The sequence below is a fragment of the Streptantibioticus silvisoli genome (assembly GCF_027947535.2).
GTDB lineage: Bacteria > Actinomycetota > Actinomycetes > Streptomycetales > Streptomycetaceae > Streptantibioticus_C > Streptantibioticus_C silvisoli.
Map to the genome: position 1 here is coordinate 87846 of NZ_JAAGKO020000022.1, position 25945 is coordinate 113790.

20 protein-coding genes and 2 tRNA genes are annotated in these 25945 nt (G+C 73.1%); 5 read left to right on the forward strand and 17 right to left on the reverse strand.

All coding sequences use genetic code 11. The features are described from left to right. Positions 1-113 precede the first annotated feature (113 nt). A complete protein-coding gene (locus POF43_RS16570; protein ID WP_271314685.1) occupies positions 114-494 on the forward strand; it encodes a DUF805 domain-containing protein in 381 nt (126 codons plus the stop codon). Between the two features lie 84 nt (positions 495-578). Here the strand turns inward: POF43_RS16570 and POF43_RS16575 are convergent, their stop codons facing one another. From POF43_RS16575 to POF43_RS16590, 4 genes are read right to left on the reverse strand one after another with little or no spacing between them, the layout of a single operon-like run. After that, the gene (locus tag POF43_RS16575) at positions 579-1340 is read right to left on the reverse strand and encodes a class E sortase (protein WP_271314686.1); all 762 of its coding nucleotides are present in this window, start codon (positions 1338-1340) and stop codon (positions 579-581) included. A gap of 38 nt (positions 1341-1378) precedes the next feature. Next, positions 1379-2944, reverse strand: a complete 1566-nt coding sequence (locus tag POF43_RS16580; RefSeq protein ID WP_271322832.1) for a class E sortase — start codon at positions 2942-2944, stop codon at positions 1379-1381. Next, positions 2941-3597 (reverse strand): aminodeoxychorismate/anthranilate synthase component II, encoded by a 657-nt coding sequence (locus tag POF43_RS16585; protein ID WP_271312665.1) that lies wholly within the window; start codon positions 3595-3597, stop codon positions 2941-2943. Before POF43_RS16585 ends, POF43_RS16580 begins: the two co-directional genes overlap by 4 nt. Then, a complete protein-coding gene (locus POF43_RS16590) occupies positions 3597-3770 on the reverse strand; it encodes a hypothetical protein (RefSeq protein ID WP_271312666.1) in 174 nt (57 codons plus the stop codon). The genes POF43_RS16585 and POF43_RS16590 overlap by 1 nt, the downstream gene beginning before the upstream one ends. A 382-nt stretch (positions 3771-4152) precedes the next feature. Between POF43_RS16590 and crgA the strand changes: the two genes are divergently transcribed. Next, complete coding sequence (gene crgA / locus POF43_RS16595) at positions 4153-4407, forward strand: cell division protein CrgA (RefSeq protein WP_271312667.1); 255 nt, start codon at positions 4153-4155, stop codon at positions 4405-4407. A gap of 955 nt (positions 4408-5362) precedes the next feature. Here the strand turns inward: crgA and POF43_RS16600 are convergent. Together POF43_RS16600 and POF43_RS16605 are read right to left on the reverse strand one after the other, a co-directional pair. Next, a complete protein-coding gene (locus POF43_RS16600; protein ID WP_271312668.1) occupies positions 5363-6172 on the reverse strand; it encodes a rhomboid family intramembrane serine protease in 810 nt (269 codons plus the stop codon). A 228-nt stretch (positions 6173-6400) separates the two neighbouring features. Further along, positions 6401-6934, reverse strand: a complete 534-nt coding sequence (locus tag POF43_RS16605; protein WP_271312669.1) for a peptidylprolyl isomerase — start codon at positions 6932-6934, stop codon at positions 6401-6403. A 226-nt stretch (positions 6935-7160) separates the two neighbouring features. Between POF43_RS16605 and POF43_RS16610 the strand changes: the two genes are divergently transcribed. Then, positions 7161-7961 carry a DUF5324 family protein gene (locus POF43_RS16610; protein WP_271312670.1) on the forward strand — a complete coding sequence of 267 codons (801 nt, stop codon included), beginning with the start codon at positions 7161-7163 and terminating at the stop codon, positions 7959-7961. 130 nt (positions 7962-8091) lie between these two features. On the opposite strand, the gene POF43_RS16615 is transcribed toward POF43_RS16610, so the two are convergent. The 3 genes from POF43_RS16615 to POF43_RS16625 form a co-directional block, all read right to left on the reverse strand. Beyond that, a complete protein-coding gene (locus tag POF43_RS16615) occupies positions 8092-9729 on the reverse strand; it encodes an MFS transporter (RefSeq protein WP_271324192.1) in 1638 nt (545 codons plus the stop codon). 98 nt (positions 9730-9827) lie between these two features. Further along, entirely contained in the window at positions 9828-13163 is a 3336-nt protein-coding gene (locus POF43_RS16620) for an AfsR/SARP family transcriptional regulator (RefSeq protein WP_271324193.1), read from the reverse strand. A gap of 335 nt (positions 13164-13498) precedes the next feature. Next, positions 13499-13571: transfer RNA gene (locus tag POF43_RS16625), tRNA-Ala, on the reverse strand. 214 nt (positions 13572-13785) lie between these two features. Here POF43_RS16625 and POF43_RS16630 point away from each other — a divergent pair. Together POF43_RS16630 and POF43_RS16635 are read left to right on the forward strand one after the other, a co-directional pair. Beyond that, positions 13786-14340: a helix-turn-helix domain-containing protein gene (locus tag POF43_RS16630; protein WP_271312673.1), complete on the forward strand. Its 555-nt coding sequence runs from the start codon at positions 13786-13788 to the stop codon at positions 14338-14340. A 66-nt stretch (positions 14341-14406) separates the two neighbouring features. After that, positions 14407-15843, forward strand: a complete 1437-nt coding sequence (locus tag POF43_RS16635; RefSeq protein ID WP_271322754.1) for a serine/threonine-protein kinase — start codon at positions 14407-14409, stop codon at positions 15841-15843. On the opposite strand, the gene POF43_RS16640 is transcribed toward POF43_RS16635, so the two are convergent. From POF43_RS16640 to recF, 8 genes are all read right to left on the reverse strand, one after another. Continuing rightward, entirely contained in the window at positions 15833-17059 is a 1227-nt protein-coding gene (locus tag POF43_RS16640) for a hypothetical protein (protein ID WP_271322755.1), read from the reverse strand. The two genes, POF43_RS16635 and POF43_RS16640, sit on opposite strands and share 11 nt — an antisense overlap. A gap of 394 nt (positions 17060-17453) precedes the next feature. Beyond that, positions 17454-17594 (reverse strand): DLW-39 family protein, encoded by a 141-nt coding sequence (locus POF43_RS16645; RefSeq protein WP_271312675.1) that lies wholly within the window; start codon positions 17592-17594, stop codon positions 17454-17456. Positions 17595-17811: 217 nt separating this feature from the next. Further along, a tRNA-Ile gene (locus POF43_RS16650) sits at positions 17812-17885 on the reverse strand. Between the two features lie 60 nt (positions 17886-17945). After that, positions 17946-18575 (reverse strand): DUF3566 domain-containing protein, encoded by a 630-nt coding sequence (locus POF43_RS16655; protein WP_372516042.1) that lies wholly within the window; start codon positions 18573-18575, stop codon positions 17946-17948. 5 nt (positions 18576-18580) lie between these two features. After that, positions 18581-21226, reverse strand: a complete 2646-nt coding sequence (gene gyrA, locus POF43_RS16660) for a DNA gyrase subunit A (RefSeq protein ID WP_271312676.1) — start codon at positions 21224-21226, stop codon at positions 18581-18583. 43 nt (positions 21227-21269) lie between these two features. After that, positions 21270-23300, reverse strand: coding sequence for a DNA topoisomerase (ATP-hydrolyzing) subunit B (gene gyrB, locus POF43_RS16665; protein ID WP_271312677.1), 2031 nt, complete (start codon positions 23298-23300; stop codon positions 21270-21272). A 904-nt stretch (positions 23301-24204) separates the two neighbouring features. Further along, the gene (locus POF43_RS16670; protein WP_271312678.1) at positions 24205-24750 is read right to left on the reverse strand and encodes a DciA family protein; all 546 of its coding nucleotides are present in this window, start codon (positions 24748-24750) and stop codon (positions 24205-24207) included. Further along, positions 24747-25919, reverse strand: coding sequence for a DNA replication/repair protein RecF (recF, locus tag POF43_RS16675; protein WP_271322756.1), 1173 nt, complete (start codon positions 25917-25919; stop codon positions 24747-24749). The genes POF43_RS16670 and recF overlap by 4 nt, the downstream gene beginning before the upstream one ends. Positions 25920-25945 lie beyond the last annotated feature (26 nt).

A 25945-nucleotide genomic window follows, 5' to 3' on the forward strand; every position in this document is an offset into this window, starting at 1 on the left:
GGTTAAAACGTTGACCGTTGGCCCTCGACTGTCCTATGTTGTGCGCCTTGTCAGACCATATGCATGTCAAACATCCGGGGGGGAATCCGGATGTCAGGGGGAGGAAAACCACCATGAGCTGGTACACGGCTGCCATGAAGAACTACTTCGGCTTCAGCGGGCGCGCCCGCCGGTCGGAGTACTGGTTCTTCGCGCTCTTCTACGCGATCATCTACGTCCTGGCCACCGTCATCGGCCTGCTGATCCACTTCCCGGCGCTGCTGGTCATCGTCGCCCTGGTGCACCTCATCCCGGGGCTGGCCGTCTCCGCACGGCGGCTGCACGACACCGACAAGTCCGCCGGCTGGATCTTCATCGCCCTGATCCCGCTGATCGGCGCGATCGTGCTGCTGGTCTTCACCTGCACGGCCGGCACCCCCGGTCCGAACCGCTTCGGCCCGGACCCGAAGAACCCGGTCCCGCCCATGCAGGGCGGCGGCTACCAGTACGTCTGATCGAACACCTCTGATCGGCGAAGGGCCGCGGACGGGAATCCCCGTCCGCGGCCCTTCCGGCTGTCCGGCCCGGCGTGCGGGGCCTCAGCCGCCCAGGGCGGCCGGCGGGGTGCGCTTGGCGTCCACCTTCTGGGTGCCGACCAGTTCACCCCAGACCACGTACCGGTACAGCGAGGTGTACACCGGCGTACAGGTGGTCAGCGTGATGTAGCGGCCCGGCTTCTTCTTGCCGGACTCCTTCGGGACCTGGTCGATGACGTGCACGTTGAACTTCGACGTCTGGTCGAGCACGTCGTAGACCTTGTAGATGTACCAGGTGTCGCGGGTCTCGAAGACGATCGCGTCACCCTTCTTGATCTTGTCGATGTTGTGGAACTTGGCGCCGTGGCCGTCGCGGTGCGCGGCGATGGTGAAGTTGCCGGTGGTGTCCCACGGCATCGCGGACTTCTCCGGCGAGACGTAGTAGCCGGCCACGCCCTGGTTGAGCACCGGGACCGAGGTGCCGCGCTTGACCAGCAGCTCGTAGCCCTTGCCCATCGCCGGTACGTGCAGGAAGCCGATGCCGTCCTTGGTGTCGAGCTTGCCGGGCGGCACGTCCTTCGGCGCCTGCGCCCAGTGCTTGCGGACCGTGGCGGCCTCGTGGTTCTCCTGGCGGTCGGCGATGACGTTCGTCCACCACAGCGAGTAGGCGACGAACAGGGCGAGCACCAGGCCCGCGGTGATCAGGAGTTCGCCGAGGAGACTGATCGTCGCGGCGATCCGGCCCCGCGCGCGGCCTCCTGCGGCCCGCGGTGTCGCGTCCGCGCCGGAATCGCCGGTGTTCTGGTCGTGCTCGGTGGTCGCCACCGGTCACCCCGTTCTGTGTGACGTGACGTGACTCGTTCTCAACCGCCGAGCAGTGCGGCGGGCGTCCCCTTGGTGCGCGGCTGCTCGGCGATCATCTTGCCCCACACGATCAGCCGGAACTCGCTGGTGAACTCCGGCGTGCAGGTGGTCAATGTGATGTACCGACCGGGCCCGGTGAACCCCGACTGCGCCGGCACCGGTTGGATCACGCCCACGTTGGCCGGCGAGGTCTGCGGCAGCGTGCTGGTGACCGCGTACGTGTAGTACATGCCCTTGGTCTCCACCACGACCTTGTCGCCCGGCACCAGCTTGTTGATGTAACGGAACGGCTCACCGTGGGTGTTGCGGTGCCCGGCCAGCGCGAAGTTGCCGCTGGCGGCCCACGGCATCGCGGTCTCCTGCGCGCCGTCGTAGTGGCCGACGTCGCCCTTGTCGAGGATGGACGTCTTGTCGGTGCCCTCCGCGATCGGCGCCTTCACGTCGAGCTTCGGGATGTAGATGATCGCGAAGTTGGTGCCCTGCGGGAACTTGCTGGGCTCGCCGGCGTCGCTGGAGGTCTTGGTGTCCGCGGCCCAGGAGTGCTGGAGGCTGTTGGTGGCGCCGCTGGTCTGCTCGTCGGCCAGCACGTTGGTGTACCAGAGCTGGTAGACGACGAAGAGCAGCATCAGCACGCCCATCGTGATGAACAGCTCACCGACGATCTGACTGATCATCACTCCGGGACTGACCTTGGCCGCCTTCGCGGCACGCCGTGCCTCCACCCGGGAGACCGGTGCCGCCGGCTCCCCGCCGGACAGCACGAGGTCGGCGCCGGAGGACCCGGCGCCCGGCGGGCGTCTGCGGCCCGCGCCGCCGCGCTTGGCGGCCTTGCGGCGCTCCGCGCGGCCGCCGGTGGCCGGCTCCGCGGCGTCCGGTCCGGTGCCGTGGGCGTCGTTGCGGGTGTCCGCGTCGGCGTCGCGGGTGACGCCGCGGCGGGAGGCCCGGCCACCGGGCGCGCGGCCGCCGTCCCGCTCCTCGGGGCCGGCACCGGGACCCGCCGCGGGGTCCTCCAGCACCGGCATCTCCGCAGTGGCGTCCAGACGGCCCCGCCGGCGCCCGGTGGACTCCGGCACCCCGACGGCCTCCGCGGGCGCCTCAGGGGCGTTCTGCGGCGCCTGGGGGGTGTCGTAGCCGGGCGCGGGCTGCTGGGGATAGCCGTAACCGCCCGGCGGCTGCTGCTGGGGCCGGGCGTGCGGCTGCTGGGTCCGCGGGTGCTGCTGCGGCGGGTACCCGGAGGCCTGTCCGGGCGCGGGCTGCTGGGGGGCGTAGCCGGGCGGGTAGGCGTCGCGCGGCGGGTACGCCTGCGGGTAGCCGGCGGGCGGGTACCCCTGCTGCTGCCCGTACCCCTGGTGGTCGGGGCCCGGCGCGGCGGACCGGGCACGCGGGCCGGGCGGCGCGGCCTGCTGGGGGTACCAGCCCTGCTGCCCGTGGCCCGCGGCGCCGTCCGCCGACGGGTCGCCCGGCAGCGGGTCGCCGAGCGGGTCGGGGTACGCCTGGCCGGCGGGGTTGCGGTACCCCGGCTGCCCGGCCGCCCCCGCCGAGCTCTCGGGCCGTACCGCGGTCACGCCTTGCCCACCACCGGCGCCAGCCCCGCGGACCGCCCGACGGCCCCGGTGTCACCGCAGGCGGCGAGCCAGTTGGCCAGCATGCGGTGCCCCCACTCGGTGAGCACCGACTCGGGGTGGAACTGCACCCCCTCGACCGGCAGGTCGCGGTGCCGCAGTCCCATGACGACGCCGTTGTCGGTCCAGGCGGTGACCTCCAGCTCCGCCGGGACGGTGTCGCGTTCGACCGCCAGCGAGTGGTACCGCGTGGCGGTGTACGGCGACGGCAGCCCGGCGAAGACCCCGGCACCGTTGTGGCTGACGGCGGAGGTCTTGCCGTGCAGCAGCTCGGGCGCCCGGCTCACCACGGCACCGTGGGCCACCGCGATGGACTGAAGACCGAGGCACACGCCGAAGACCGGCACCCCGCTGCGCGCGCAGTGCCTGACCATGTCGACGCAGACGCCGGCCTCCTCGGGGGTGCCGGGGCCGGGGGAGAGCAGGACGCCGTCGAAGCCGTCCTGGGCGTGCGCCGTGGAGACCTCGTCGTTGCGCAGCACCTCGCACTCGGCGCCGAGCTGGTAGAGGTACTGCACGAGGTTGAAGACGAAGCTGTCGTAGTTGTCGACGACGAGGATGCGGGCACGTCGTGTGCCCGGGGTGTCCGCACTCATCAGCCCGCGTTCCCCCCGCCGTTGACCGTCACGTCGTTGAACGGCAGCAGCGGCTCCGCCCACGGGAAGACCCACTGGAACAGGACGAAGACGACGGCGAGGACCAGTACCAGGGAGAGGAGGGCCTTGACCCACACACTTCCGGGCAGTTGCCGCCAGATCCAGGCGTACATACGGTGCCTTCCTTCCTGTTCCGCACCAGACTAAGGGGAGACCGCCGGGTCTTGAGGGACACCTGGGCAGCTCTTGACATCCCTTGACCATGGTGTGACGAGCGGCCGCCGCACGGGCGCCGCCGGGAGTACCTTGGGGGAACGAAGTGGTGGTGGCCGCGCGCGGGTTTCCGCCGTGCTCCCCGTGGCGCGTTCACCGGCCCCCGGGACAGGAAAGTTCCGGATCCCGTGAGATTCCCATGGGACCCTTATCTCCTTCGCACCCGCGGAAGCACTACGCTAACGGACGCCCGGGGGCGATCAGGTACGCTCCCCGCCCGGCGACATCCATACATCCGCCTGCGCGTCCCGGTCCCGCAGCGCATCGACAGGAGAGTCCCTCGTGCCGAAGTCACGGATTCGCAAGAAGGCGGACTACACCCCGCCGCCGGAGAAGACCACCACGTTCAAGATGAGCTCGGGCCGCAACTGGGTCGCGCCCCTCATGCTGGCGCTCTTCCTCGTCGGGCTCGCGTGGATCGTCATCTTCTACGTGACGACCGGCAGCCTGCCGATCGAGGCGATCGGCAACTGGAACATCGTCATCGGCTTCGGCTTCATCGCCGGCGGGTTCGTCGTCTCCACGCAGTGGAAGTAGCCGGCTCCCCGGTCGTCGTCCCGACCGCGGCACGCCGCGCGTCGTAGGCCCGTCCACGGTGTCCGCCCGCAGGCAGGGGCGGGCACCGGCGCGCCGGAGTCACCGCACCGGTGTTCGGCATGCTTTCGGGTGACCCCGGTTGCGGTTCGGGACGTCCTCGTGCGTGTCGGAGGGCTTCGCTGTGCGCGCCGGGGGCCTGGGGCGCGGGGCGGGGTCTTCGGTACGCACCGGGGTCTTCGCCTCGCCGGGCTCTTCGCCGGGCGCCGGGGTCTTCGCCGGGCGTCCGGGTCTACGCCGGGCGCCGGATTCTCACGTTCCCAGGGCGCCTTCGCGTGCCCGGCAGCGGCTTTCGCGCTCCCAGGGGCCCTTTCACGCGCCCGGCGGCGTCTTCACGTGGCCAGGAGTCTTCACGTTTCCCGACGCGCCTTCGCATGCCCGGCGCCGTCGCGTGCGCCGGGAGGGCTGACGTTCCGGCGGAGCGGCTGGCTGCCGGTGCCGGTGTGCTCCCGCCGGTCCCGGTGTGGCCCGGGGAGGCCTCGGCGGCGGGCCCCAGGACCCCGGTGGCGTCCTTCCGGGTGCCGGTCCGGCGTGGGTCGCGTGCTGCGGCGTACCCTCGCGGCCTGCGGTGACGCCTGCCGGGCGGGGCTCGCGTCAACTTGGCGCCTCTGTTGTCCACAGAGTTATCCACAGCTGAATCCACAGTGGGGAAAAGGTCGGAAGATCTGTGGATAACTTCGGCCGAGCGGCCGTCCGCGTGACTCCCGCCGCTCCGCCGAACCCCTCGGTTTGTCCGTCAACTCGTTGATCTTGCTGGGAAAACGGCCGTGGTGGCACCGAGTGACCGACATCCCGGGCGTGGCGTCACGCTGTGCACAGGGCAGCCTTCACGCTGTGGATAAGTCGTATGAACGCCATGGGGCAGCGGGGCTCGATCCCCAGCCCGGGACGGGCCGCGTCAGCGGACGACCACACCCACGGTGATCACCACGAGCACCACCACCAGCATCCCCGCGCAGGTCCCCCACTGCACCAGCGCCCGGCGGGCCCGCGGCGCGTGCACCATGCCGTACGCGATGGCCGCGCCGGTGATCAGACCGCCGACGTGCGCCCGCCAGTCGATGCCGCTGATCGAGAAGGTCAGCACCAGGTTCAGCACGATCACGATGACGACCTGCCGCAGGTCGCCGCCGACCCGGCGCACCAGGACGAACAGCGCGCCCAGCAGACCGAAGATCGCGCCCGACGCGCCGAGCCCGTACTCGTTCGCCGGCAGCAGCAGGAACGACAGCGCGCTGCCGCCCAGTCCGGCCACCAGGTACAGCGCGAGGTACCGGGCGCGGCCCAGCGCGTTCTCCACCGCCGGGCCGATCCACCACAGCGACAGCATGTTCATGCCGATGTGGGCCAGCGCCTGGTGCAGGAAGACCGCGGTGATCAGCCGGTAGTACTGGCCCTGGGCGATCTCCGCCGGGTTCAGCGCGAGCTGCTGGACCAGCGCGGCGTTGCTGTGCACCGCGGCGAAGAGCGCCACGTTCGCCAGGATGAGGGCGATGGTGACCAGCGGCGGCCGCTTGGCCAGGACGGCTCCCGCCACCGTGCGCGGCGGGGGCGGCGCGGTCTGCCGGCCCTCGTTGAGACAGCTGGGGCACTGGAAGCCGACCGAGGCACTGACCATGCAGTCCGGGCATATCGGCCGCCCGCAGCGCGCGCAGCTGACGCCGGTCTCCCGGTCGGGGTGCCGGTAGCAGCTCACCACCTGTTCCATGGCTCCTCTTTCTCGGACGCTGTCGGATGCTGTCGGACGTTTCCCGGGCTCTTCACCGAACGTTTCCCGGACGCTGTCGAATCCCCCGGTCCATCGTGGACCGCCGGGAAGGTCTTGCGCCGACGGCACCCGAGGCACCGGCGGCACGCTGTCCCCACCCGTCCGACGGACGGGCGGGGTGCCGCAGTTCCCGCCGGCCCGGAACCGGGAAGGGCGGGATCGCGGGGCTCAGCCCTCGCGGCGCTCGACCGCCACGGACTCGATGACGACCTCCTTGACCGGGCGGTCGGTGCGCGGGTTGGTCGGGGTGGCCGCGATGGCGTCCACGACCTGCCGGCTCGCCGGGCCCTCGACCTCGCCGAAGATCGTGTGCTTGCGGTTCAGCCACGTCGAAGGGGCCACGGTGATGAAGAACTGCGAGCCGTTGGTGCCCGGGCCGGAGTTGGCCATCGCCAGCAGGTAGGGCCGGTCGAACTGGAGGTCCGGGTGGAACTCGTCGGCGAACTTGTACCCCGGCCCGCCGGTGCCGTTGCCCAGCGGGTCGCCGCCCTGAAGCATGAAACCGGCGATGACGCGGTGGAAGACCGTGCCGTCGAACAGCCGGGCGTTGCTCGGCTTGCCCGTGGTCGGGTCGGTCCACTCACGCGTGCCTTCGGCGAGTTCCACGAAGTTCTTCACGGTCTTCGGAGCGTGGTTCGGCAGCAGCCGGATCGCGATCTCCCCGTGGTTGGTCCTCAGAGTGGCGAAGAGGTGCTCGGCCACGACGTACCTTCCCTAGACAGTACTGACCCGCGAATCCTCGCACGGTCGGCGACCGCTGCGGCGGGCCTGCCGTCCCCCGACCGGATGCCGACCGCAACGGTGGTGTTTGTGACCAGGATGCGCGAGCAGGCATGCCTTGTGGCGTGCCGACAGGCATGATCTCTATTCGGGCGGTAAGACGATATGTCGTACGCCACCGTCGTACGCCACCGAGGAGGAGGTTCTCGTGACCCGCAAGGACAGCGTGCGCCACGCAGCCACGACGACGAAGGACAGCGTGCGGCACGCGGCGGAGGTGGTGGCACCGTATGCCGACTCGGCGAAGGACACCGCCGCCCAGTACGCCACGCATTACGCGGAGGAGGCCCGGCGGCTGATCGTGCCCAAGGTCTCCGCGGCCGCCGACCAGGCCATGGACGCCGCAGCCGCCCAGTACGACGCCCTGCTGGCGCCACGGCTGGCGCAGGCCCGGGACGCGGTACCGCCCAAGGTGGTCGCCTCCACCGCGGCCGCCGCCCAGCGCACCCGGCGAGCCGCTCGCAAGGCGGCCCGCTACACCGCGCCCCGGGTGGAACAGGCGGTGGAGAGCGCCCGTGCCGCCGCCGAGCCGGTGCGCGACGAGGCGGTGGCCCGGGCGGGCGCCGCGTTCGCCGCGCTGCGCGGCCAGGTGACCGCGGCCGAGGTGGAGAAGCTGGTCAAGCGCCACCAGCGGCGCGGGCGGGCCGGCCGGGTCACCAAGCGTGTCCTGGTCTTCGGCGCGATCGCCGGCGCCGGTTTCGCCGCCTACCGCTGGTGGAGCCGGCAGGCCAACCCCGACTGGCTGGTCGAGGCGCCGTCCGCCACCGAGACGGCCGAGGACGAGCGCGCCGCGCCCGGTTCGGTCGCCTCCCCCAGCCGCACCACGCTGGGTTCGGTGGTCGACGGCCACGACGGCCTCGACCCGGAGGTCCGTGCCAAGCAGGACGGCGACGGAGCCACCGACCGGCGCCGGAACAACGGGCGTCGCGGCGGTGGTTCGGACACCTGAGCCGCAGCCGATCCACGCGAACCGTTCGGCGGGAGGGTCCGGAGCGAGGTGCTCCGGACCCTCCCGCGTGTCCGGCCCGGGCGGGTCGGCGCCGGTGCGCAACGCGTGACGCCGCCGGACGACGCCGGCGTCAGCCGCGGGCGGGGTGCGGCAGCGGCGTCGCCGCACCGGCCGGGGCAGGGGCCGTGTCCGTCGTCGCGTCCGGGTCGGGGATCTCGGCCGGGACACCGCGCAGGGTGAACAGCGCCGCGACCGCGCCGGCCGCGAGCAGCACCGCGGTGGTCAGCAGCGTCACGTGCATGCTGTGGGTGAACGCGTGCTTCGCGCCGTTGACGAGCAGCGCGCCGGCCCGGCCCGGCAGGCGCGAGCCGACCTGCACACCACCGGTGACCGAGTCGCGGGCGGTGCGGGCCGCGCCGGCGGGCAGTCCGGCGGGCAGGGTGAGGGCGCCGCGGTAGAAGGCGTTGAGCACCGAGCCCAGGACGGCGATGCCCAGCGCGCCACCGACCTCCTGCGCGGACTCCGAGATCCCGGCGGCGGTGCCGGTGCGGCCCCTGGGCACGCTGGCCAGCACGGTGTCGGAGGTGACGGAGAACAGCAGCACGATCCCCGTGCCGTTCACCACCAGGCCGGGCAGGATCACCGGCCAGTACGGCGTGCCCACCCCCAGCGTGGCCAGCGCCACCGAGCTGACCGTCATCAGGGCCAGGCCCAGCGAGACCACCCGGGCCCGGCCCAGGCGGGGGATCAGCACCGCCGCGGCGGGGGCGGCGACAGCGGCGGACAACGGGCCGGGCAGCAGCGCGAGGCCGGACAGCAGCGGGGACCAGCCGCGAACCACCTGGAGGTAGAGCGAGAAGGCCAGCGACAGCGTGGTGGAGGCGAAGATGCCGATGACGTTGGAGCTGATCGCCCCGGAGAACGCCGGGTTGCGGAACAGCCGCACGTCGAGCAGCGGTTCGGCCAGCCGGGTCTGGCGGCGCAGGAAGACCGTCCCGCACAGCAGGCCGACGCCGGCGGCCAGCCAGGCGGACGTGTCGTGCACCCCGCTGCGGGCCAGCGTCTTGACCGCGTAGATCAGGCCCAGCATCGCGGCCACCGACAGCGGCACGCTGATCCGGTCCAGGCGGCCGGGCAGCGGGCTGCGGGACTCGCGCAGCACGACCAGGCCCGACACCAGCACCACGGCCATGATCGGCACGTTGACCAGGAAGACCGAGCCCCACCAGAACCGGTCCAGCAGGAAGCCGCCGACCACCGGGCCCAGGGCGAAGCTGGCGGCGGCCACGCCACCGCTGATGCCGATGGCCAGGGTGCGCTCCTTCGGCACGGTGAACGCGTGCCGCACCAGCGACAGGGTGCTGGGCAGGATCATCGCGCCGGCCACGCCGAGCACCGCCCGGGCGGCGATGAGCGTCGCGGCGCTGTCGGCGTAGGCGGTGACCAGTGAGGCGGCGCCGAACAGCACGGCGCCGGCCATCATCAGCCGCTTGCGGCCGTAGCGGTCGCCGACGTTGCCCATGACGAGCAGCAGGCCGCCCATCGCGAAGCCGTAGATGTCGGCGATCCACAGCACCTGGGTGGCCGACGGGTCGAGGTCGCGCACCAGGGAGGGGATCGCGTAGTTCAGGACGCTGTTGTCGATGCCGAGCAGCATGGAGGCCAGCCCGCAGACCGCCAGCGTGGCCCAGCGCAGCCGGCCGCCGGGGTCGCCGGGGCCGGGGGGAGTGACCGGTGCGTCGACCGGTGGGGCGGGTGTCGTCGTCATGCCGGTCAGCGTGGGCGGTCCCGCTGACCGCGCGCGCACCGCCCGCTGACCGCCCGCGCACCGCGCCCGGCAACGGCACCCGGCCCGGCCCGCCGCCGTCAGTCCTCGCCGAGCGCGACCCGCAGCGCCTCGACCGCGGCGTCGGCGCCGAGGGCGGCCCCCCGGGCGTGGGCTGTGCCGAACCGGGTCCCACCCAGCGCGGTCCTGGCGGCGGCGCGCACCCGGTCGGCGTCCGGACCCTCGCGGACGTCCATGCCCCGCAACGCCCGCGCGAGCCCGAGGAGTTCGGCGGCCCGTGCGGGGTCGGCGCGGTGGAGGGCGAGGTCGGCGAGCGCTTCGGCGACGGCGGCGGTGAAGACCCGGCTGCGCGCGTTCATCGGTGACGCCAGCGACGCACGGAAGCGTTCCAGCGCCCCGGCCGGATCGCCCTCGGCCAGGCTGATCCGGCCCAGGGCCAGCATCGCCTCACCGCGGGTGCCCTCACCGGTGAACCACTGCGGCAGGCACTGCGACATCGCCGTCATCGCCAGCTCCCGGGCCGCGGCCGGATCGCCGCCGAGCCGCGCGCACTCCGCCAGCCCGAGGTGCCCGACGGCCTGGAACTCCGGCGCGCCGGACGCCCGCGCGAGCTCCACCGCCCGCGTGTAGTCGGTCCGCGCCGCGTCCAGGTCACCGGTCAGCAGGCCGCACTGTCCGCGGTGGCACGACAACTCGGCCCGGTTCTCGGTCGCCCCCATCTCATCCGCCAGCACCAGCGCCTCGTCGACCAGGGCGACGGCCCGCGTCAGCTCACCGGTGGCCAGCACGAACCCGGCCAGGTGGGTCAGCGCCAAGGTGGTCCCCCAGCGGTCGCCGATCGCCCGGAACTGCTTCAGCGACGCGGTGAACGCCCGGTCGGCCTCGGCGGCCCGGCCCAGCACCAGCCAGTTCTGGTACCCCTCGCCGACCTGGCGGAGCCCCTCGAACCAGGCGTCGCCTTCCACCAGGTCGATCGCGCGCCGGTACGAGGCGTAGGTGGCGTTGTCCGGCACGCCGGCGATGACCGCCCACAGCAGCCAGAGCACCGGGTAGCGCACCAGGCCCCGCTCGATGATGCGCTGGGCGCTGTCCAGGTGCCCGGCGAGTTCCTGCGCGCCGTGCGCCGCCGGGGCTGCGTTGATCACGCACATGGCGTACTCGTCCGCCAGGTCCGCCGGCGGCGTGGTACCGACCGCGTCCAGCAGCCGCCGGGCCGGGCCGGCGCCCTCGTAGCGGATGCCGCGCAGCATCCAGTAGGTGGTGAGGCAGGCCAGCATCCGCAGGGCGGAGGGGTGGTCGCCGTCGCTGACGGCGCGGTGCAGGGCGGCGGTGAGGTTGTCGTGCTCGGCGGACAGCCGGGCGAGCCAGTCGAGTTGCTCGGCGCGGCGCAGCCGGGGTTCGGCGGCGATGGCCAGGTCGAGGAAGTGGGCGAGGTGACCGCGGCGCACCCGGGCGGACTCACCGGCCTCCTCCAGGCGTTCGGCACCGTAGGCGCGGATGGTCTCCAGCATCCGGTAGCGCGACGAACCGTGGCGCGTCCGGTCGGCGACCACCAGGGACTTGTCCACCAGGGAGTCGATGAGGTCGAGCACGTCCTCCGGCGCGATCCCCTCGCCGTCCGTCTCCCGGCCGTCGGCGCAGACCGCCTCGGCCGCGTCCGGCGTCCAGCCACCGGCGAAGACGGAGACCCGGCGCAGCACCGCCCGTTCGGACGGCGTCAGCAGGTCCCAGCTCCAGTCCACCACGCCGCGCAGGGTGCGCTGCCGGGGCTGGGCGGCGCGACTGCCGCGCGACAGCAGCCGGAACCGCTGATCGCCGCCGGCACGGCCCCCGGCGCCGATCCCCTCGGCGGCAGCGGCGCCCAGCCGGTCGGCGATCTCCGCGGCCGACAGCGATCGCAGCCGGGCGGCGGCCAGTTCGATGGCCAGCGGCAGCCCGTCGAGCGCCGCGCAGATCCGCAGGACCGCGTCGCGCTCGGCCACCAGGGTGAAGTCGGGCCGCACCGCGACCGCCCGCTCCACGAACAACCGCACCGCGGGGAAGTCCTCCAGCCGGGCGTCCCCGGCCTCCGGCGGCGGCACGCTGAGCATCGGCACCGGGCAGAGCGTCTCGCCGGTGATGCCCAGCGCCGCCCGGCTGGTCGCCAGCACCCGCAAGGACGGGCACCCGGCGAGGAGTCCGGCGGCCAGCGCGGCGGCGGCGTCGATGACGTGTTCGCAGTTGTCCAGCACCAGCAGCATCGACCGGTGGGACAGTGCGGCGACCATCCGGTCCAGCGGTTCCTGCACCGGTCCCGCCGACGGCATCAGGCCGACCTCGCGCAGCCCCAGCGCACCGAGCACCGCCTGCGGCACATCGTCGCCGTCGGTGACTCCGGCCAACGGCACGAAGCACACGTCGTCGGCGTGCCGCGCGGCCGCCTCGATCGACAGGCGGGTCTTCCCGGCACCCCCGGGGCCGGTCAGCGTGACCAGTCGCGCGACGGTGAGCCGTTCCGCGATCCGGGCGAGCTCCGGCGCCCGGCCGACGAAACTGGTCAGCTGGGCGGGCAGCGCTGTTTCACGTGAAACAGCGCTCCGGACGCTCGATGTTTCACGTGAAACAGGTCCGGACGTTCGCGTGAGCGATGTTTCACGTGAAACACCCGCCGTCGAACCCCCCGGGACCGGCGTCGATGTTTCACGTGAAACATCACCTCGCAGCACCGCCAGTTGCGCACCGGACAGTTCGGGGCCGGGGTCGGCCCCCAACGTCTCCGCCAGTTCGCGGCGGGCGCTGTCGTAGACCTCCAGGGCCTCGACCTGCCGGCCACTGCCCGCCAGCGCGCGCATCAACTGGGCCAGCGGCCGTTCGCGCAACGGGAACTCCGCGACGAGTTCGCGCAGCTCCGGCACCAGGGCCGCGTGGTCACCCAGCGCCAGCCCGGCCGCCATCCGGTTCTCCAGCGCCCCGGCCCGCGCCTCCGTCAGCCGTGTCACCTGCGCGGCGGCGAACGGCGCCTCCCGCACGTCGGCCAGCGCCGGCCCACGCCACAACGCCAGCGCCTCCGCCAGCACCCGGGCGGCACGGGCCGGCTCTTCCGCCGCGAGCGCCCGGCGGCCTTCGGCGGCCAACCGGGCGAAGCGGTGGACGTCGACCTCGGCGGGATCGACGGCAAGCCGGTATCCGGCCGGGTGCCGCTCGATGACGTCGCCCAGCACCGCCCGCAACCGCGACACCTGCGACTGCACGGCGTTGGCCACCCCGGCCGGCGGCTGCTCCCCGTACAGCGCGTCGACCAGCCGGTCCACCGGAACGAACCGGCCCGCGTCGAGCAGCAGCAACGCCAGCACGGCCCGCCGGCGCGGCCCGCCCAGCGCCAGCGGCCGCCCGTCCGGCCCGTACGCCAGCGTCTCCCCCAGAATCCCGAATCGCACGGCCACATTGTCCGCGCTCACCGCCGGCCGCTCCATCCGGGAAGCCCCCTACCGTGTCCGCCCGCCCCGCGCCCCGCCTGACGCCGGCAGCCCATCCCGCCGCGCACGCAGCGCACACCGCGGTCGAGCGGCGGACAGAGGGCATCGTGCGCAGGAAGAGGCCGCGGTGGCACGCGACGCGCCGGAGGCGGGAGAACGACGAAACCGCGGGAGCGGGAAATCCGGGAAGCCGCGACCGGGGGCAGCGAAGGGACGGGCCCCGGGAAATGCACCCGGCGGCGAGCCGAATCGAAAGGAGCGGCCGGGCAGCGAGCCGGGTACGAAGAAAGAAGGGGTGGAGCCTAGGGGAGTCGAACCCCTGACATCTGCCATGCAAAGACAGCGCTCTACCAACTGAGCTAAGGCCCCTCGGTGCGAACGGGTCCGCACCGCAGAACAGGGTACCGGTTATGAGGGGTCGATCCGTACCGGGAATCGGCGGAATCTCGAATCGCCGGGATTCGTAGGATGCGGGGTGCGGCTGCGGGGCCGCGGGTGCGGGTCGGCCCGGCGGGCCCGGGGCCGTCACAGGCCGCGTGCCGCCGGGAGCGGCGCGGGCCGCACGGGGCTGACGGGAGCCGGCATGGAGACCTCGCCGCAGGACGCGGCCGGACGGGCGCGCGCGCAGCAGCAGGGGTGGTACGGCGAGTCGCTGGGCGAGCTGTTCCGCGGCCTGATGGACGCCCTCGGCCTGAACCAGGCGCGGCTGGCCGCCCTGCTGGGGCTGTCGGCCCCGATGCTGTCGCAGCTGATGAGCGGCCACCGCGCGAAGATCGGCAATCCGGCCGTGGTGGCCCGGCTGGCGGCGTTGCGGGAACTCGCCGGCGAGGTGACCGACGGGCGGGTCACGGCGCAGGCGGCGGCCGGGCGCATGGCGGAGATCCGGGCGTCGGCGGGTTCGGCGCTGGCCGGCACGGGCAGTGTCACGACGGCCCCCACCGCGGGTCAGCCGCTGCCGCCGCGCCGGGTGGCGCGGGAGATCCAGGCGTTGCTGCGGTCCCTGTCGTCGGCCGACGGCCTGCTGGCCGCAGCGGGTGCCCTCGCGGCCGACCATCCCGAACTGGCAGAGTTCCTGCGGGTGTACGGCACCGGGCGGACCGACGAGGCCGTCGCGCACTTCGAGGCGCACCAGGACTGACGCTCCCGTTCCGCACGCGGGCCGGGAGCGGTGACGACGTTGGACGACGCACGAGGGGCGCACTGCATGGGTGAGCTGTTCGCCGGCCGCTACGAGCTGGTCGACCCGATCGGCCGGGGCGGGGCGGGGGCGGTGTGGCGGGCGTGGGACCACCGGCGTCACGCGTATGTCGCGGCGAAGGTGCTGCGGCAGAGCGACGCGCACTCGCTGATCCGGTTCGTACGGGAGCAGGCGCTGCGGATCGACCATCCGCACGTGCTGGCGCCGCGCAGTTGGGCGGCCGACGACGAACAGGTGCTGTTCACCATGGAGTTGGTGCGCGGCGGTTCGCTGGCCCATCTGATCGGGGACTACGGGCCGCTGCCGCCGCGCTATGTGTGCGCGCTGCTGGACCAGTTGCTGTCCGGGCTGTCCGCGGTGCACGACGAGAACGTGGTGCACCGGGACGTGAAGCCGGCCAACATCCTGCTGGAGTCCACCGGCACCGGGCGTCCGCACGTGCGGCTGTCGGACTTCGGGATAGCCATGCGCAAGGGTGAGCCCCGGCTGACCGGCGTCGACCACGTGGTGGGCACGCCGGGCTACTTCGCGCCGGAGCAACTGCTGGGCGCGGAGCCGGACTTCCCCGCCGACCTGTACGCGGTGGGCCTGGTCGCGCTGTACCTGCTGACCGGGCGCAAGCCGGACGCCCGGGCGCTGGTGGAGCGGTTCACGGCCCTCGGCGGCATGCCGCACGCGCCGGTGAACGTTCCCGACGCGCTGTGGGAGGTGGCGGCGACCCTGCTGCACCCGAACCCGGAATTGCGGTTCCGGTCGGCGACCGGGGCCCGCAAGGCGCTGGCGCGGGCGGCGGAGTTGCTGCCGGAGCCGTCGTTCGACGACGAGCCGATCGAGGTCTTCGACCAGCTCGGACCGCTGCCCGCCGGGTTCGGGCCGCGCGGGCCCGCGGTTTCGCCGGCCGGGCTGCGGCGCCGCCCGGCCGGGGACGAGGCGCTGGAGGACGGCGAGTTCCTCGACGGCGGATCGCCGGACACCGGTGGGCGGCCGGCCGGTCCGGCGGATTCCGTCGGCGCGGCCGGGCCGGTGGCTGCCGCACCGGGCAGCGAGACCGGGTTCCCGCTGGCACCGCCCCGGCCCGCAGGACCGGCCGCCGCGCCGCCGTTCACGCCCCCGGCACCGGCGCGAACGCCTCCCGCGCCGGTGCCGCCGACGCCGCCGACCGGTGTCCCGCTGCCCGTCCCCGTTGCCGCGGCGCCGCACGCCACCGGGCACACGGCGCCGTACACCGCGCTGTCGGCGCTGCCCGGGGCGATGCCGGAGCCCGCCGGTACACCGGTCGCGGACCGTCCCGGCACGCCGGTGACGCCGCCGGCGCGGGCGCGGTCGCGGGGTCACGCCGCCCGCAGGGCCTCGCGTCCGCGCCCGGCGCTGCGGCTGGTCGCCGGGATGTACCTGGCGGCGGCGGTGTTCCTGGCGATCGGGATCTGGGCGCTCACGGCCTGACCGGACGGCGCCGGCCGCGCAGCAGCAGCACCGTCGGCCACACCGTGAACACCGCCGCGAGCCCGAAGGCGCCGTACGCCACCGGGCGGGCCGCCGCCGGCCCGGTCGCGCCCGCGGCGGCCCCGGTCGCCGCCGGTGCCGTACCGGGCGCCGTGCCGCCGCCACCCCCGGAACCGCCCGCGGTGGGCCCCGGGGCGTGCGGCACCGTCAGTCCGGCCGCCGCCGCGTCGCCCGCGTAGTCCGGCGCCGCCTGCTGGCTGCCCAGGACCCGCAGCCGCAGCGTGACGTCCACGCCGCCGGAGGTCCACCGGGCGACGTCGGGATGCAGGCCGACGGCGAGGTAGTAGTAGCCGGCGACGGCCGCCGAGCTGACGCGGGTGTCGTTGGCCAGCCGGTTGTCGTACAGGACGCGCGGGGTCTGCGCGTCCAAGGTGGTGGCCTGGCCGGTGTAGGGCATCGTCTCCTGGGCCACGGCACCGCGCACCGGGCTGTACAGCGCGACGCTCAGCGCGCCGACCGTGAAGCCGCCGGGCCGGGTCACGTCGGCGCGGCCGAACGCGGCGTCGGCCAGCAGGCGTTGCCCCCAGCCGACCGGGACGCGGTAGAAGCGGGTCTGGCCGGGCACCAGGTGGTCGGTGTAGACGCCGGTGCCGGACAGCCGGGTGCCGGTGCCGTCCATGCCCGCGGCGCCGTCGACCGGGTGGCCGGCGCCGGTCGGCGGGGCGGCGGTGGCCGGCGCGTAACCGGGCACCGCCGCGCCCCCGGAGGCGGTCGGGGCGGAGGTCAGCGCGGGTTCGGCGGCGTAGGAGACGTCGAGCGGCCAGACGTCGGCGCTGGAGGGGACGGCGCTCACCCGTGCCACCGACAGCAGGTAGGTGCCGGCCTCCCGGCAGACCGAGCCGGCGGTGCCGGGCCGCCGCACCACCCCGCCGACCGGCGCCGCGGTGTCCGGGCCGGTGAACCGCGGGTGGTCGGAGCCGCACAGCGTGCCGTTGCCGGCCAGCAACTGAAGGTCGAGGCCGTCGAAGACCCCGACGTGGCTGCCGGCGCCGGGCACCGCGAAGGCGGACAGGTACGCGGTGGCCGGCGCGGCGGCGGTGCCGGTGGCCGGCAGCCGGACCGCGTAGAAGCGCACCTGCCCCTTGGCCAGCGTGTCCTGGTAGTCCTGCCCGGCGGTCAGCGGTGGCGCGTCCGCGGCGGACGACGCGCCCCGCACGGGTATGCCGTCCGGCACCCAGCGCGCCGAGGGGCCCGAGGAGGCCGCAGGGGCCGCCGGGGCGGTCAGGAGGCCCGTTGCCGCCGCCGGCCCGGCAGGGACCGTCAGTACGGCCGCCAGGGCCGCCACAGCGGCCGTCCGTCCGCCCAGCTGCCGCCGCAACACGTCTCCGGCCCCCTGGTGTCCTGTCCGGCGCACCCCGGCGGGCGCCCGTGGAAAGCGAAGCTAGCCAAGCTATTGACCCGCGCCGCCCGGCACAAGAGCGGTCGCGCCCGGGCGCCCCGCGCCGTCCCCCGCTCCGGGCCGGCGGCGGCCGGAAACGGCCGGAAAGCGCCGGGAAGAGAGCGAGGCCCCGATCACGAGGTGATCGGGGCCTCAGCCGAAATACGGGGGTTCAGGCGCTCGTGCCGGTACCTGCGGGCACGGAGTCGGTCGCCTCCGTCCACAGGTCCTGCTCGGCGCGGTCCGCCTGGATCTGGCGGTACACGAGGAGCCCGCCGACGGCGACCAGTGCGACCAGGAGAAACTTCTTCACCGCGCGACCTCGTCCTTCTTACGTTGGGAGTCGTCCGATGGGCCCGATGATACACACCGGTCGATATCGAACGGTGACCTACTGACGGCCCTTTAAACCTGCCTGCGTGCACAACTTACTGCGCGGGTCGCGGCGGGGAAACCTGAGGGCGCGCGCGGCGGCGACACACCGGAAACGACGAAGGCCATCTGCCGGTCGGCAGATGGCCTTCGTTCGGTGGGGCTAACAGGACTTGAACCTGTGGCCTCTTCCTTATCAGGGAAGCGCTCTAACCGTCTGAGCTATAGCCCCGCGCTGCATCGAAAGATTAGCGCACCCGGGCCGTTGCCCCAAATCGGTTGTCGCGCCGCCCTACTCGTCCTCGGCGAGGGTCAGCTCGATGCCGCCCACAAAGCCCGTGGAGAGGTTGTACAGGAAGGACGACAGGGTCGCCAGGGCCGTCGCGAGCACCACGTCGATGACCGCGATCACCGTCGTGAACATCATCACGCGGCCCAAGGACAGGAACGACTGGAGGTCGAACCCGCCCTGGCCGCCGGCCCCGGTGGCGTCGGAAAGCGTCGCGCTGACGGTGGAGAAGACGCCCAGGGCGTCCAGCACCAGCCAGAGCACCGCCACCGCCACGATCGTGACGATGCCGAGTGCCAGGGACAGCACGAAGCTGACCTTCATGACCGACCAGGGGTCGGCCTTGGAAACCCGCAGCCTCGCCATGCGGGTACGCGGCGCCGCGCCCCCCAGCGCGGCCGCCGCGGGACGGGCCGCCGGACGCGGCTTGCGCGTCCCCTGCCCGTGGGTGGTCCCGGGGCCGTACCCCTCATCGGCCTGGCCCCACTGGGGCCCCGGCAGCGCCGGGGCTCCCTGCGGTGGCTGGTAGGCCTGCGCGGGGTGGTGCGGTTGGGGCGGGCGGCCGTCCCTGGCCTCCGGCAGGGGGGACCCGGTCCCCGCGCCGCTCCCCGCGGCGCCCGTGGCTCCGTTCACGGTCTCTACTCCTCAGATTCGTCGGCCGCGGGGCTGGCGCCCACGACCGATCCGGCACCCTCTGCGGTACCGTCCGCGGCGCCCTCCGCGGACAGGTCCGCGTCGACTTCCTCGGCTTCGGCACCGGCTTCGGCGTTGCGCGCGATGCCGACGACGGCGTCGCGCTTGCCCAGGTTGATCAGTTGAACACCCATGGTGTCACGACCCGTCTCCCGGACCTCGTTCACCCGGGTCCGGATCACGCCACCACCCAGGGTGATCGCGAGGATCTCGTCCGTCGTGTCGACCACCAGCGCGCCGACCAGCGAACCTCGGTCCTCCACGATCTTCGCCGCCTTGATGCCCAGGCCGCCCCGGCCCTGGACGCGGTATTCGTCGACCGGGGTCCGCTTGGCGTAACCGCCGTCGGTGGCGGTGAAGACGAAGGTACCCGCCCGCACCACGTTCATCGACAGCAGCTCGTCACTGCCGCGGAAACTCATCCCCTTCACTCCCGATGTGGCGCGGCCCATCGGGCGCAGCGCGTCGTCGGTGGCGGTGAAGCGGATGGACTGCGCCTTGCGGCTGATCAGCAGCAGGTCGTCCTCGGCGGAGACCAGCTCGGCGCCGATCAGCTCGTCCTCGCGGCCGTCGTCCATCTCACGGAGGTTGATCGCGATGACGCCGCCGGCCCGCGGCGAGTCGTAGTCCTTCAGCGAGGTCTTCTTCACCAGGCCGGACTTGGTGGCCAGCACCAGGTAGGGCGCCGCCTCGTAGTTGCGGATCGCCATGATCTGGGCGATGGACTCGTCCGGCTGGAACGCCAGCAGGTTGGCCACGTGCTGGCCGCGCGCGTCCCGGCCGGCGTCCGGCAGCTCGTAGGCCTTGGCCCGGTAGACCCGGCCCTTGTTGGTGAAGAACAGCAGCCAGTTGTGCGTGGTGGTGACGAAGAAGTGGTCGACGATGTCGTCCTGCTTCAGGTGCGCGCCGCGCACGCCCTTGCCGCCGCGCTTCTGCGACCGGTAGTGCTCGGTCTTGGTGCGCTTGACGTAGCCGCCACGGGTGATCGTGACGACGATGTCCTCCTCGGCGATCAGGTCCTCGATGGACATGTCACCGTCGAAGGGCACCAGCTGGCTGCGCCGGTCGTCGCCGAACTTCTCCACGATGGCGTTCAGCTCGTCGCTGATGATGCCGCGCTGCCGCTCGGGCGAGGCGAGGATCGCGTTGTACTCGTTGATCTTCGTCTGGAGTTCGTCGTGCTCCTGGACGATCTTCTGCCGCTCCAGGGCCGCCAGGCGCCGCAGCTGCATCTCCAGGATGGCGTTGGCCTGGATCTCGTCGATCGCCAGCAGGCCCATCAGGCCCTCACGGGCGACGTCGACGGTGTCGCTGCGCCGGATCAGCGCGATGACCTCGTCGATGGCGTCCAGGGCCTTCAGCAGGCCGCGCAGGATGTGGGCGCGCTCCTCGGCCTTGCGCAGCCGGAAGCGGGTGCGCCGGACGATGACCTCGATCTGGTGGGTCACCCAGTGCCGGATGAAGGCATCCAGCGACAGGGTGCGCGGCACCCCGTCGACCAGGGCCAGCATGTTGGCGGAGAAGTTGGACTGCAGGTCGGTGTGCTTGTAGAGGTTGTTCAGCACGACCTTGGCGACCGCGTCGCGCTTGAGCACGATGACCAGGCGCTGGCCGGTGCGCGAGGAGGTCTCGTCGCGCACGTCGGCGATGCCCCCGACGCGGCCGTCCTTGACGAGGTCGGCGATCTTCTGCGCGAGGTTGTCCGGGTTGACCTGGTACGGCAGCTCGGTGACCACCAGGCACTGCCGGTTCTGGATCTCCTCGACCTCCACGACCGCCCGCATGGTGATCGAGCCGCGCCCGGTGCGGTACGCGTCCTCGATGCCGCGGCGGCCCACCACCAGGGCGCCGGTGGGGAAGTCGGGGCCCTTGATGCGGTCCATCAGGGCTTCGAGCAGCTCTTCGTTGGGCACGCCCGGGTTGGCCAGGAACCACTGGGCGCCGTCGGCGACCTCGCGCAGGTTGTGCGGCGGGATGTTGGTCGCCATGCCGACCGCGATGCCGGCCGATCCGTTGATCAGCAGGTTGGGGAACCGGGCCGGCAGGACCGTCGGTTCCTTGTTGCGGCCGTCGTAGTTGTCCTGGAAGTCGACGGTGTCCTCGTCGATGTCCCGGACCATCTCCATGGACAGCGGCGCCATCTTGCACTCGGTGTACCGCATGGCGGCGGCCGGGTCGTTGCCCGGAGAGCCGAAGTTGCCGTTGGAGTCCACCAGCGGCATGCGCATCGACCAGGACTGCGCGAGGCGGACCAGGGCGTCGTAGATGGAGGCGTCGCCGTGCGGGTGGTAGGTACCCATCACGTCACCGACGACGCGGGCGCACTTGTAGAAGCCCTTCTCGGGCCGGTAGCCGCCGTCGTACATCGCGTACAGCACGCGGCGGTGCACCGGCTTGAGGCCGTCGCGCACGTCGGGCAGCGCACGGGCCACGATCACGCTCATCGCGTAGTCGAGGTAGCTGCGCTGCATCTCGGTCTCGAGCCCGACCGGCTCGACGCGCATCCCGACGCCCTCGACGGCGGCGGGGCCGCCCTCGGGCGTGACGGGGGTGGCGGAGCCTTCCGGGGTGATGGGGGTCTCGTCGGCCATCGCTGGTTGAAGTCCTTTCGCAGTACGGCGCGGGTGGCCGGACTCAGATGTCGAGGAAGCGGACGTCCTTGGCGTTGCGCTGGATGAACGAGCGCCGGGCCTCGACGTCCTCGCCCATCAGCACGGAGAACAGGTCGTCCGCCTGCGCGGCGTCGTCCAGGCTGACCTGGCCGAGGACACGGTGGTCGATGTCCATGGTGGTGACGCGCAGTTCCTCGGCGTTCATCTCACCGAGACCCTTGAAGCGCTGGATGGAGTCCTCGCGGACCCGCTTGCCGGACTGCCGGCCCAGCTGGATCAGGGCGTCGCGCTCGCGGTCGGAGTACGCGTACTCGAAGTCGTCGCGGCCCCACTTGATCTTGTACAGCGGCGGGCGCGACAGGTACACGTGACCGCCCTCGACCAGCGGCCGCATGAAGCGGAACAGGAAGGTCAGCAGCAGCGTGGTGATGTGCTGGCCGTCGACGTCGGCGTCCGCCATCAAGATGATCTTGTGATAGCGCAGCTTCGAGATGTCGAAGTCCTCGTGCACCCCGGTGCCGAAGGCCGAGATGAGCGCCTGGACCTCGTTGTTCTGCAGGATCTTGTCGATCCTGGCCTTCTCCACGTTCAGGATCTTGCCGCGGATCGGCAGGATGGCCTGGTACTCGGGGTTGCGGCCGGACTTGGCGGAGCCGCCGGCCGAGTCGCCCTCGACGATGAAGATCTCGCACTTGGCCGGGTCGTTGGACTGGCAGTCGCTGAGCTTGCCGGGCAGCGACGCGCTCTCCAGCAGGCCCTTGCGGCGGGTCAGGTCGCGGGCCTTGCGGGCGGCGACCCGGGCGGTGGCCGCCTGGATCGACTTGCGGACGATGTCCGCCGCCTCGTTCGGGTTGCGGTCCAGCCAGTCGGTGAGGTGCTCGTGGACCACCTTCTGCACGAAGGTCTTGGCCTCGGTGTTGCCCAGCTTGGTCTTGGTCTGGCCCTCGAACTGCGGCTCGCCCAGCTTGACCGAGATGATCGCCGTCAGACCCTCGCGGATGTCCTCACCGCTGAGGTTCTCGTCCTTCTCGCGCAGCAGCTTCTTCTCCCGCGCGTAGCGGTTGACCAGGCCGGTCATCGCCGCGCGGAAGCCCTCTTCGTGGGTGCCGCCCTCGTGCGTGTGGATCGTGTTCGCGAACGAGTAGACACCCTCGGTGTACTGAGTGTTCCACTGCATGGCGATCTCGACCGACAGCATGCGCTCCTTGTCCTCGGCTTCGATGTCGATCACCGAGGGGTGGATGACCTCGCCCTTGCGGGAGTTGAGGTACTTCACGAAGTCGACGATGCCGCCCTCGTAGTAGTACCGCACCGCCAGCGGCTTGCCCTCCTCGTCCACATGGTCGACGCGCTCGTCGGTCAGGGCGATCGTCAGGCCCTTGTTGAGGAACGCCATCTCCTGGAAGCGCCGCGAGAGCGTCTCGAAGGAGTAGTCGGTGGTCTCGAAGATGTCGCCGTCGGCCCAGAACGTCACGGAGGTGCCGGTCCTGGTGACCGCCTCGTTCTTGGCCAGCGGGGCGGTGGGGACGCCGAGCTTGTAGTCCTGCGTCCAGCGGAACCCCTCGGTGTGCACCTCCACCGAGACCCTGGTGGACAGCGCGTTGACCACGGAGACGCCGACGCCGTGCAGGCCGCCGGAGACGGCGTAGCCGCCACCGCCGAACTTGCCGCCGGCGTGCAGCACGGTGAGCACGACCTCGACCGCCGGCTTGCCCTCCGACGCCACGATGCCGACCGGGATGCCACGGCCGTTGTCGATGACGCGCACGCCGCCGTCGGCGAGGAGCCGGACGTCGATGGTGTCCGCGTGGCCGGCCAGCGCCTCGTCGACGGAGTTGTCGACGACCTCGTACACGAGGTGGTGCAGGCCGCGCTCACCGGTCGAGCCGATGTACATGCCGGGGCGCTTGCGGACCGCGTCCAGTCCTTCGAGGACGGTGATCGCGCTGGCGTCGTACGAGGCGCCGTTCGGCGGCACGGCGGAACCGGTGGGGGTGGGGGTCTCGGTGGGGTTGCCGGAATCGGCCACGAAGCGCCCTTTCTGGCACTGCACGAGCCGACTCCAGGCGTGCCGGAGCGGCTGCGTCGTTGACATGTTCCGCAAGTGGGCGGGTTGCTGCTCAGTCTACCGGTAGCGACGACATCGATGGGGCTTTGCCGGGGCCTCAGTTCCGATGTGCCGCCCGACAAGGGCATGCACCGACTCCCCATACGCGGACCTGGGCCCGAAGCGGCTCACGCAGGCGCTCAGGGCTTCCAGCGGTCAACCCTCCGCTACCGCCGGGTGTCGCGTTCGTCACACTCCCGATTTCCGGTCCGCACACCCCGGCAATTCCGGCGCGAAACGGACGCGACGCGCGTTGACGACTGCCGGGTACGGGCGGATTCACCGCCTGAACGGGGATCGGCGGCGGTCCTTCGCGGCGGTCGTCGCGGGGCCGGACCGCGCGGAGGCCGGAGCGCCGGCGGGGCCGGAGCGCGCGGAGGGTGGACCGCGTGGGGGGACCGCGCGGAGGTGGACCCCGGCGGGGCCGGAGCGCGCGGGAGCCGGACGGCTGGCGGGGCCGGAGCGCGTAGGGGCGGACCCGAGCGGAGGCCGGACCGCGCGGGGAGGCGGGCGCCGGAGGGCCTGGATCGCCGGCGGCGGCCGGACAGCGCGGGGTGGGCCGGCCGGAGAACGGGCCGGTGCCCGGAGCGCGCCGAGGCGGGAGCGGGAGCAGACGGCGGCGGGTGAGGTGGCTCGCTGCTCGCGACCCGGGCACCGGCGCGCGGCGGCGGACGGGGCGGACGGACGGGAGCGGGGCCCGCCGGCGAACCGGCCGCGGGTCGGCCGGGGACGGAGGCAGGTCGGCGTGGGCCCGGCCGGGGGTTGACCGGTTGGCGGAGGCCCGGCCGCTGGTGGCCCGGCCGCAGACCGGACACGCGCCGGCTGCGGGCCGGGCGCCGGGAGGAGCGGCCTACCCGTACGTGTCGCCGGGGCCGCGGCTGCCGGGGGCGCGGAGGCGGCCGTAGGAGCGCTCGGGGCCGCCGGGGCCGAGGACCTTGATGAGCAGCACCGTGCCGTGGCCCAGGTCGGCGTTGAGGCGGGCGACCAACTGCGGTGCCATCAGGCGCAGTTGGGTGGCCCAGGCGGTGGAGTCGCAGCGGACGGTGAGGGTCTTGTCGTCCTCGTCGTACCGCTGCGGGTCGCAGTGCTTGGCGACGTCGGCGCCGACGATCTGCGGCCAGCGGCCCATGACGCCGCTGACCGCGGCCGGGGTCTCCCAGCCGCGCTCCACCAGCAGCCGGCTGATCGCGGCGCCCAGCGGCAGCGGATCGCGGCCGTCGGAACGGGCACCGGAGCGCAGACCGCCCCGGCGGGCGCGCTGCTTGTCCTGCGCGGCCGCACCCCGCGCCCTGGCCTGCTCCTTCGCCGCCCGCAACGCCACCCGGGCGAGGTCGACGCCGGACAGTTCGGCGGAGGGCCGGTCGCCGGGCGGGGGAGCGGGCCGGTCGGCGGTCACCGGCGCTCCACCGTGCCGCCGCTGACCGAGAAGCGGGCGCCGGCCAGCGCGGGCGGCACGTCCTCGGCCACCGCGGCGGTGACCAGCACCTGCTCACCGGGGGCCACCAGCTCCGCCAGCTTCTCGCGCCGGGTCGCGTCGAGTTCCGCGAAGACGTCGTCCAGGATCAGCACCGGGTCGCCTCCACCGTGCGCGCCCTCGGCCCGCAGCAGTTCGTAGGACGCCAGGCGCAGCGCCAGCGCGTAGGACCAGGACTCGCCGTGGCTGGCGTACCCCTTGGCGGGCAGGTCGCCGAGGTCGAGCAGCAGGTCGTCGCGGTGCGGGCCGACGAGGGTGACGCCGCGTTCGATCTCCTGCCTGCGGGCGCCGGCCAGGTCCGCCAGGAGCACGCCGTACAGCTCCTCCCGGGTGCGCGGCAGCGCGTCCGCGGACTCCTCGCCGCCGCCGCGCCGGTACCGCAGGCCGATGCCGCCGCCGCCCGGGGCGAGCTGGTCGTAGGCCTTGCCGGTCAGCGGTTCCAGGCTGGTCACCAGGTCCAGGCGGTGCGCCAGCAGTTCGCCGCCGGCGCGGGCCAGGTGCTGGTCCCACACGTCCAGCGTCGACAGGTCGTCCGCCGCGCCGGCACCGGCCGCCGTCCGGCGTGCGCCGTGCCGCCGGGCCAGGGCGGCGGACTTCAGCAGGGTGTTGCGCTGGCGCAGGACCCGGTCGTACTCCTGGCGCACCCCGGCCATCCGGGGGGACCGGGCGGTGACCAGCTCGTCGAGGAACCGGCGCCGCTCGCCGGGGTCGCCCTTGACCAGCGCCAGGTCCTCCGGGGCGAACAGCACGGTGCGTACGATCCCCAGCACGTCGCGCGGCCGCACCGGCGAGGCGCGGTTGATCCGGGCGCGGTTGGCCCGGCCGGGGTTGATCTCCAGCTCGACGGTCTGCCGGCGCTCGCCGTGCTCGACGGCGGCGCGCACGATCGCGCTGCCGGCGCCGGCCCGGACCAGCGGGGCGTCGTTGGCGACCCGGTGGCTGCCGAGGGTGGCCAGGTAGCCGATCGCCTCGACCAGGTTGGTCTTGCCCTGGCCGTTGGGGCCCACGAACGCGCTGACGCCCGGGTCGAGGGGAACCTCGACCCGGGCGTAGGAGCGGAAGTCGGCGAGCGACAGGTGCGCGACGTGCATCGTGTGCTTGGCGCGGTGCGCCGGCC

Excerpts from the sequence above, each read along its gene's own strand:
- POF43_RS16570 (WP_271314685.1), top strand. The coding sequence starts at position 114 with ATGAGCTGGTACACGGCTGCCATGAAGAACTACTTCGGCTTCAGCGGG.
- POF43_RS16585 (WP_271312665.1), bottom strand. The coding sequence starts at position 3,597 with ATGAGTGCGGACACCCCGGGCACACGACGTGCCCGCATCCTCGTCGTC.
- POF43_RS16600 (WP_271312668.1), bottom strand. The coding sequence starts at position 6,172 with ATGGAACAGGTGGTGAGCTGCTACCGGCACCCCGACCGGGAGACCGGC.
- gyrA (WP_271312676.1), bottom strand. The coding sequence starts at position 21,226 with ATGGCCGACGAGACCCCCATCACCCCGGAAGGCTCCGCCACCCCCGTC.
- POF43_RS16630 (WP_271312673.1), top strand. The coding sequence starts at position 13,786 with ATGGAGACCTCGCCGCAGGACGCGGCCGGACGGGCGCGCGCGCAGCAG.
- POF43_RS16615 (WP_271324192.1), bottom strand. The coding sequence starts at position 9,729 with ATGACGACGACACCCGCCCCACCGGTCGACGCACCGGTCACTCCCCCC.
- POF43_RS16590 (WP_271312666.1), bottom strand. The coding sequence starts at position 3,770 with ATGTACGCCTGGATCTGGCGGCAACTGCCCGGAAGTGTGTGGGTCAAG.
- POF43_RS16635 (WP_271322754.1), top strand. The coding sequence starts at position 14,407 with ATGGGTGAGCTGTTCGCCGGCCGCTACGAGCTGGTCGACCCGATCGGC.
- recF (WP_271322756.1), bottom strand. The coding sequence starts at position 25,919 with ATGCACGTCGCGCACCTGTCGCTCGCCGACTTCCGCTCCTACGCCCGG.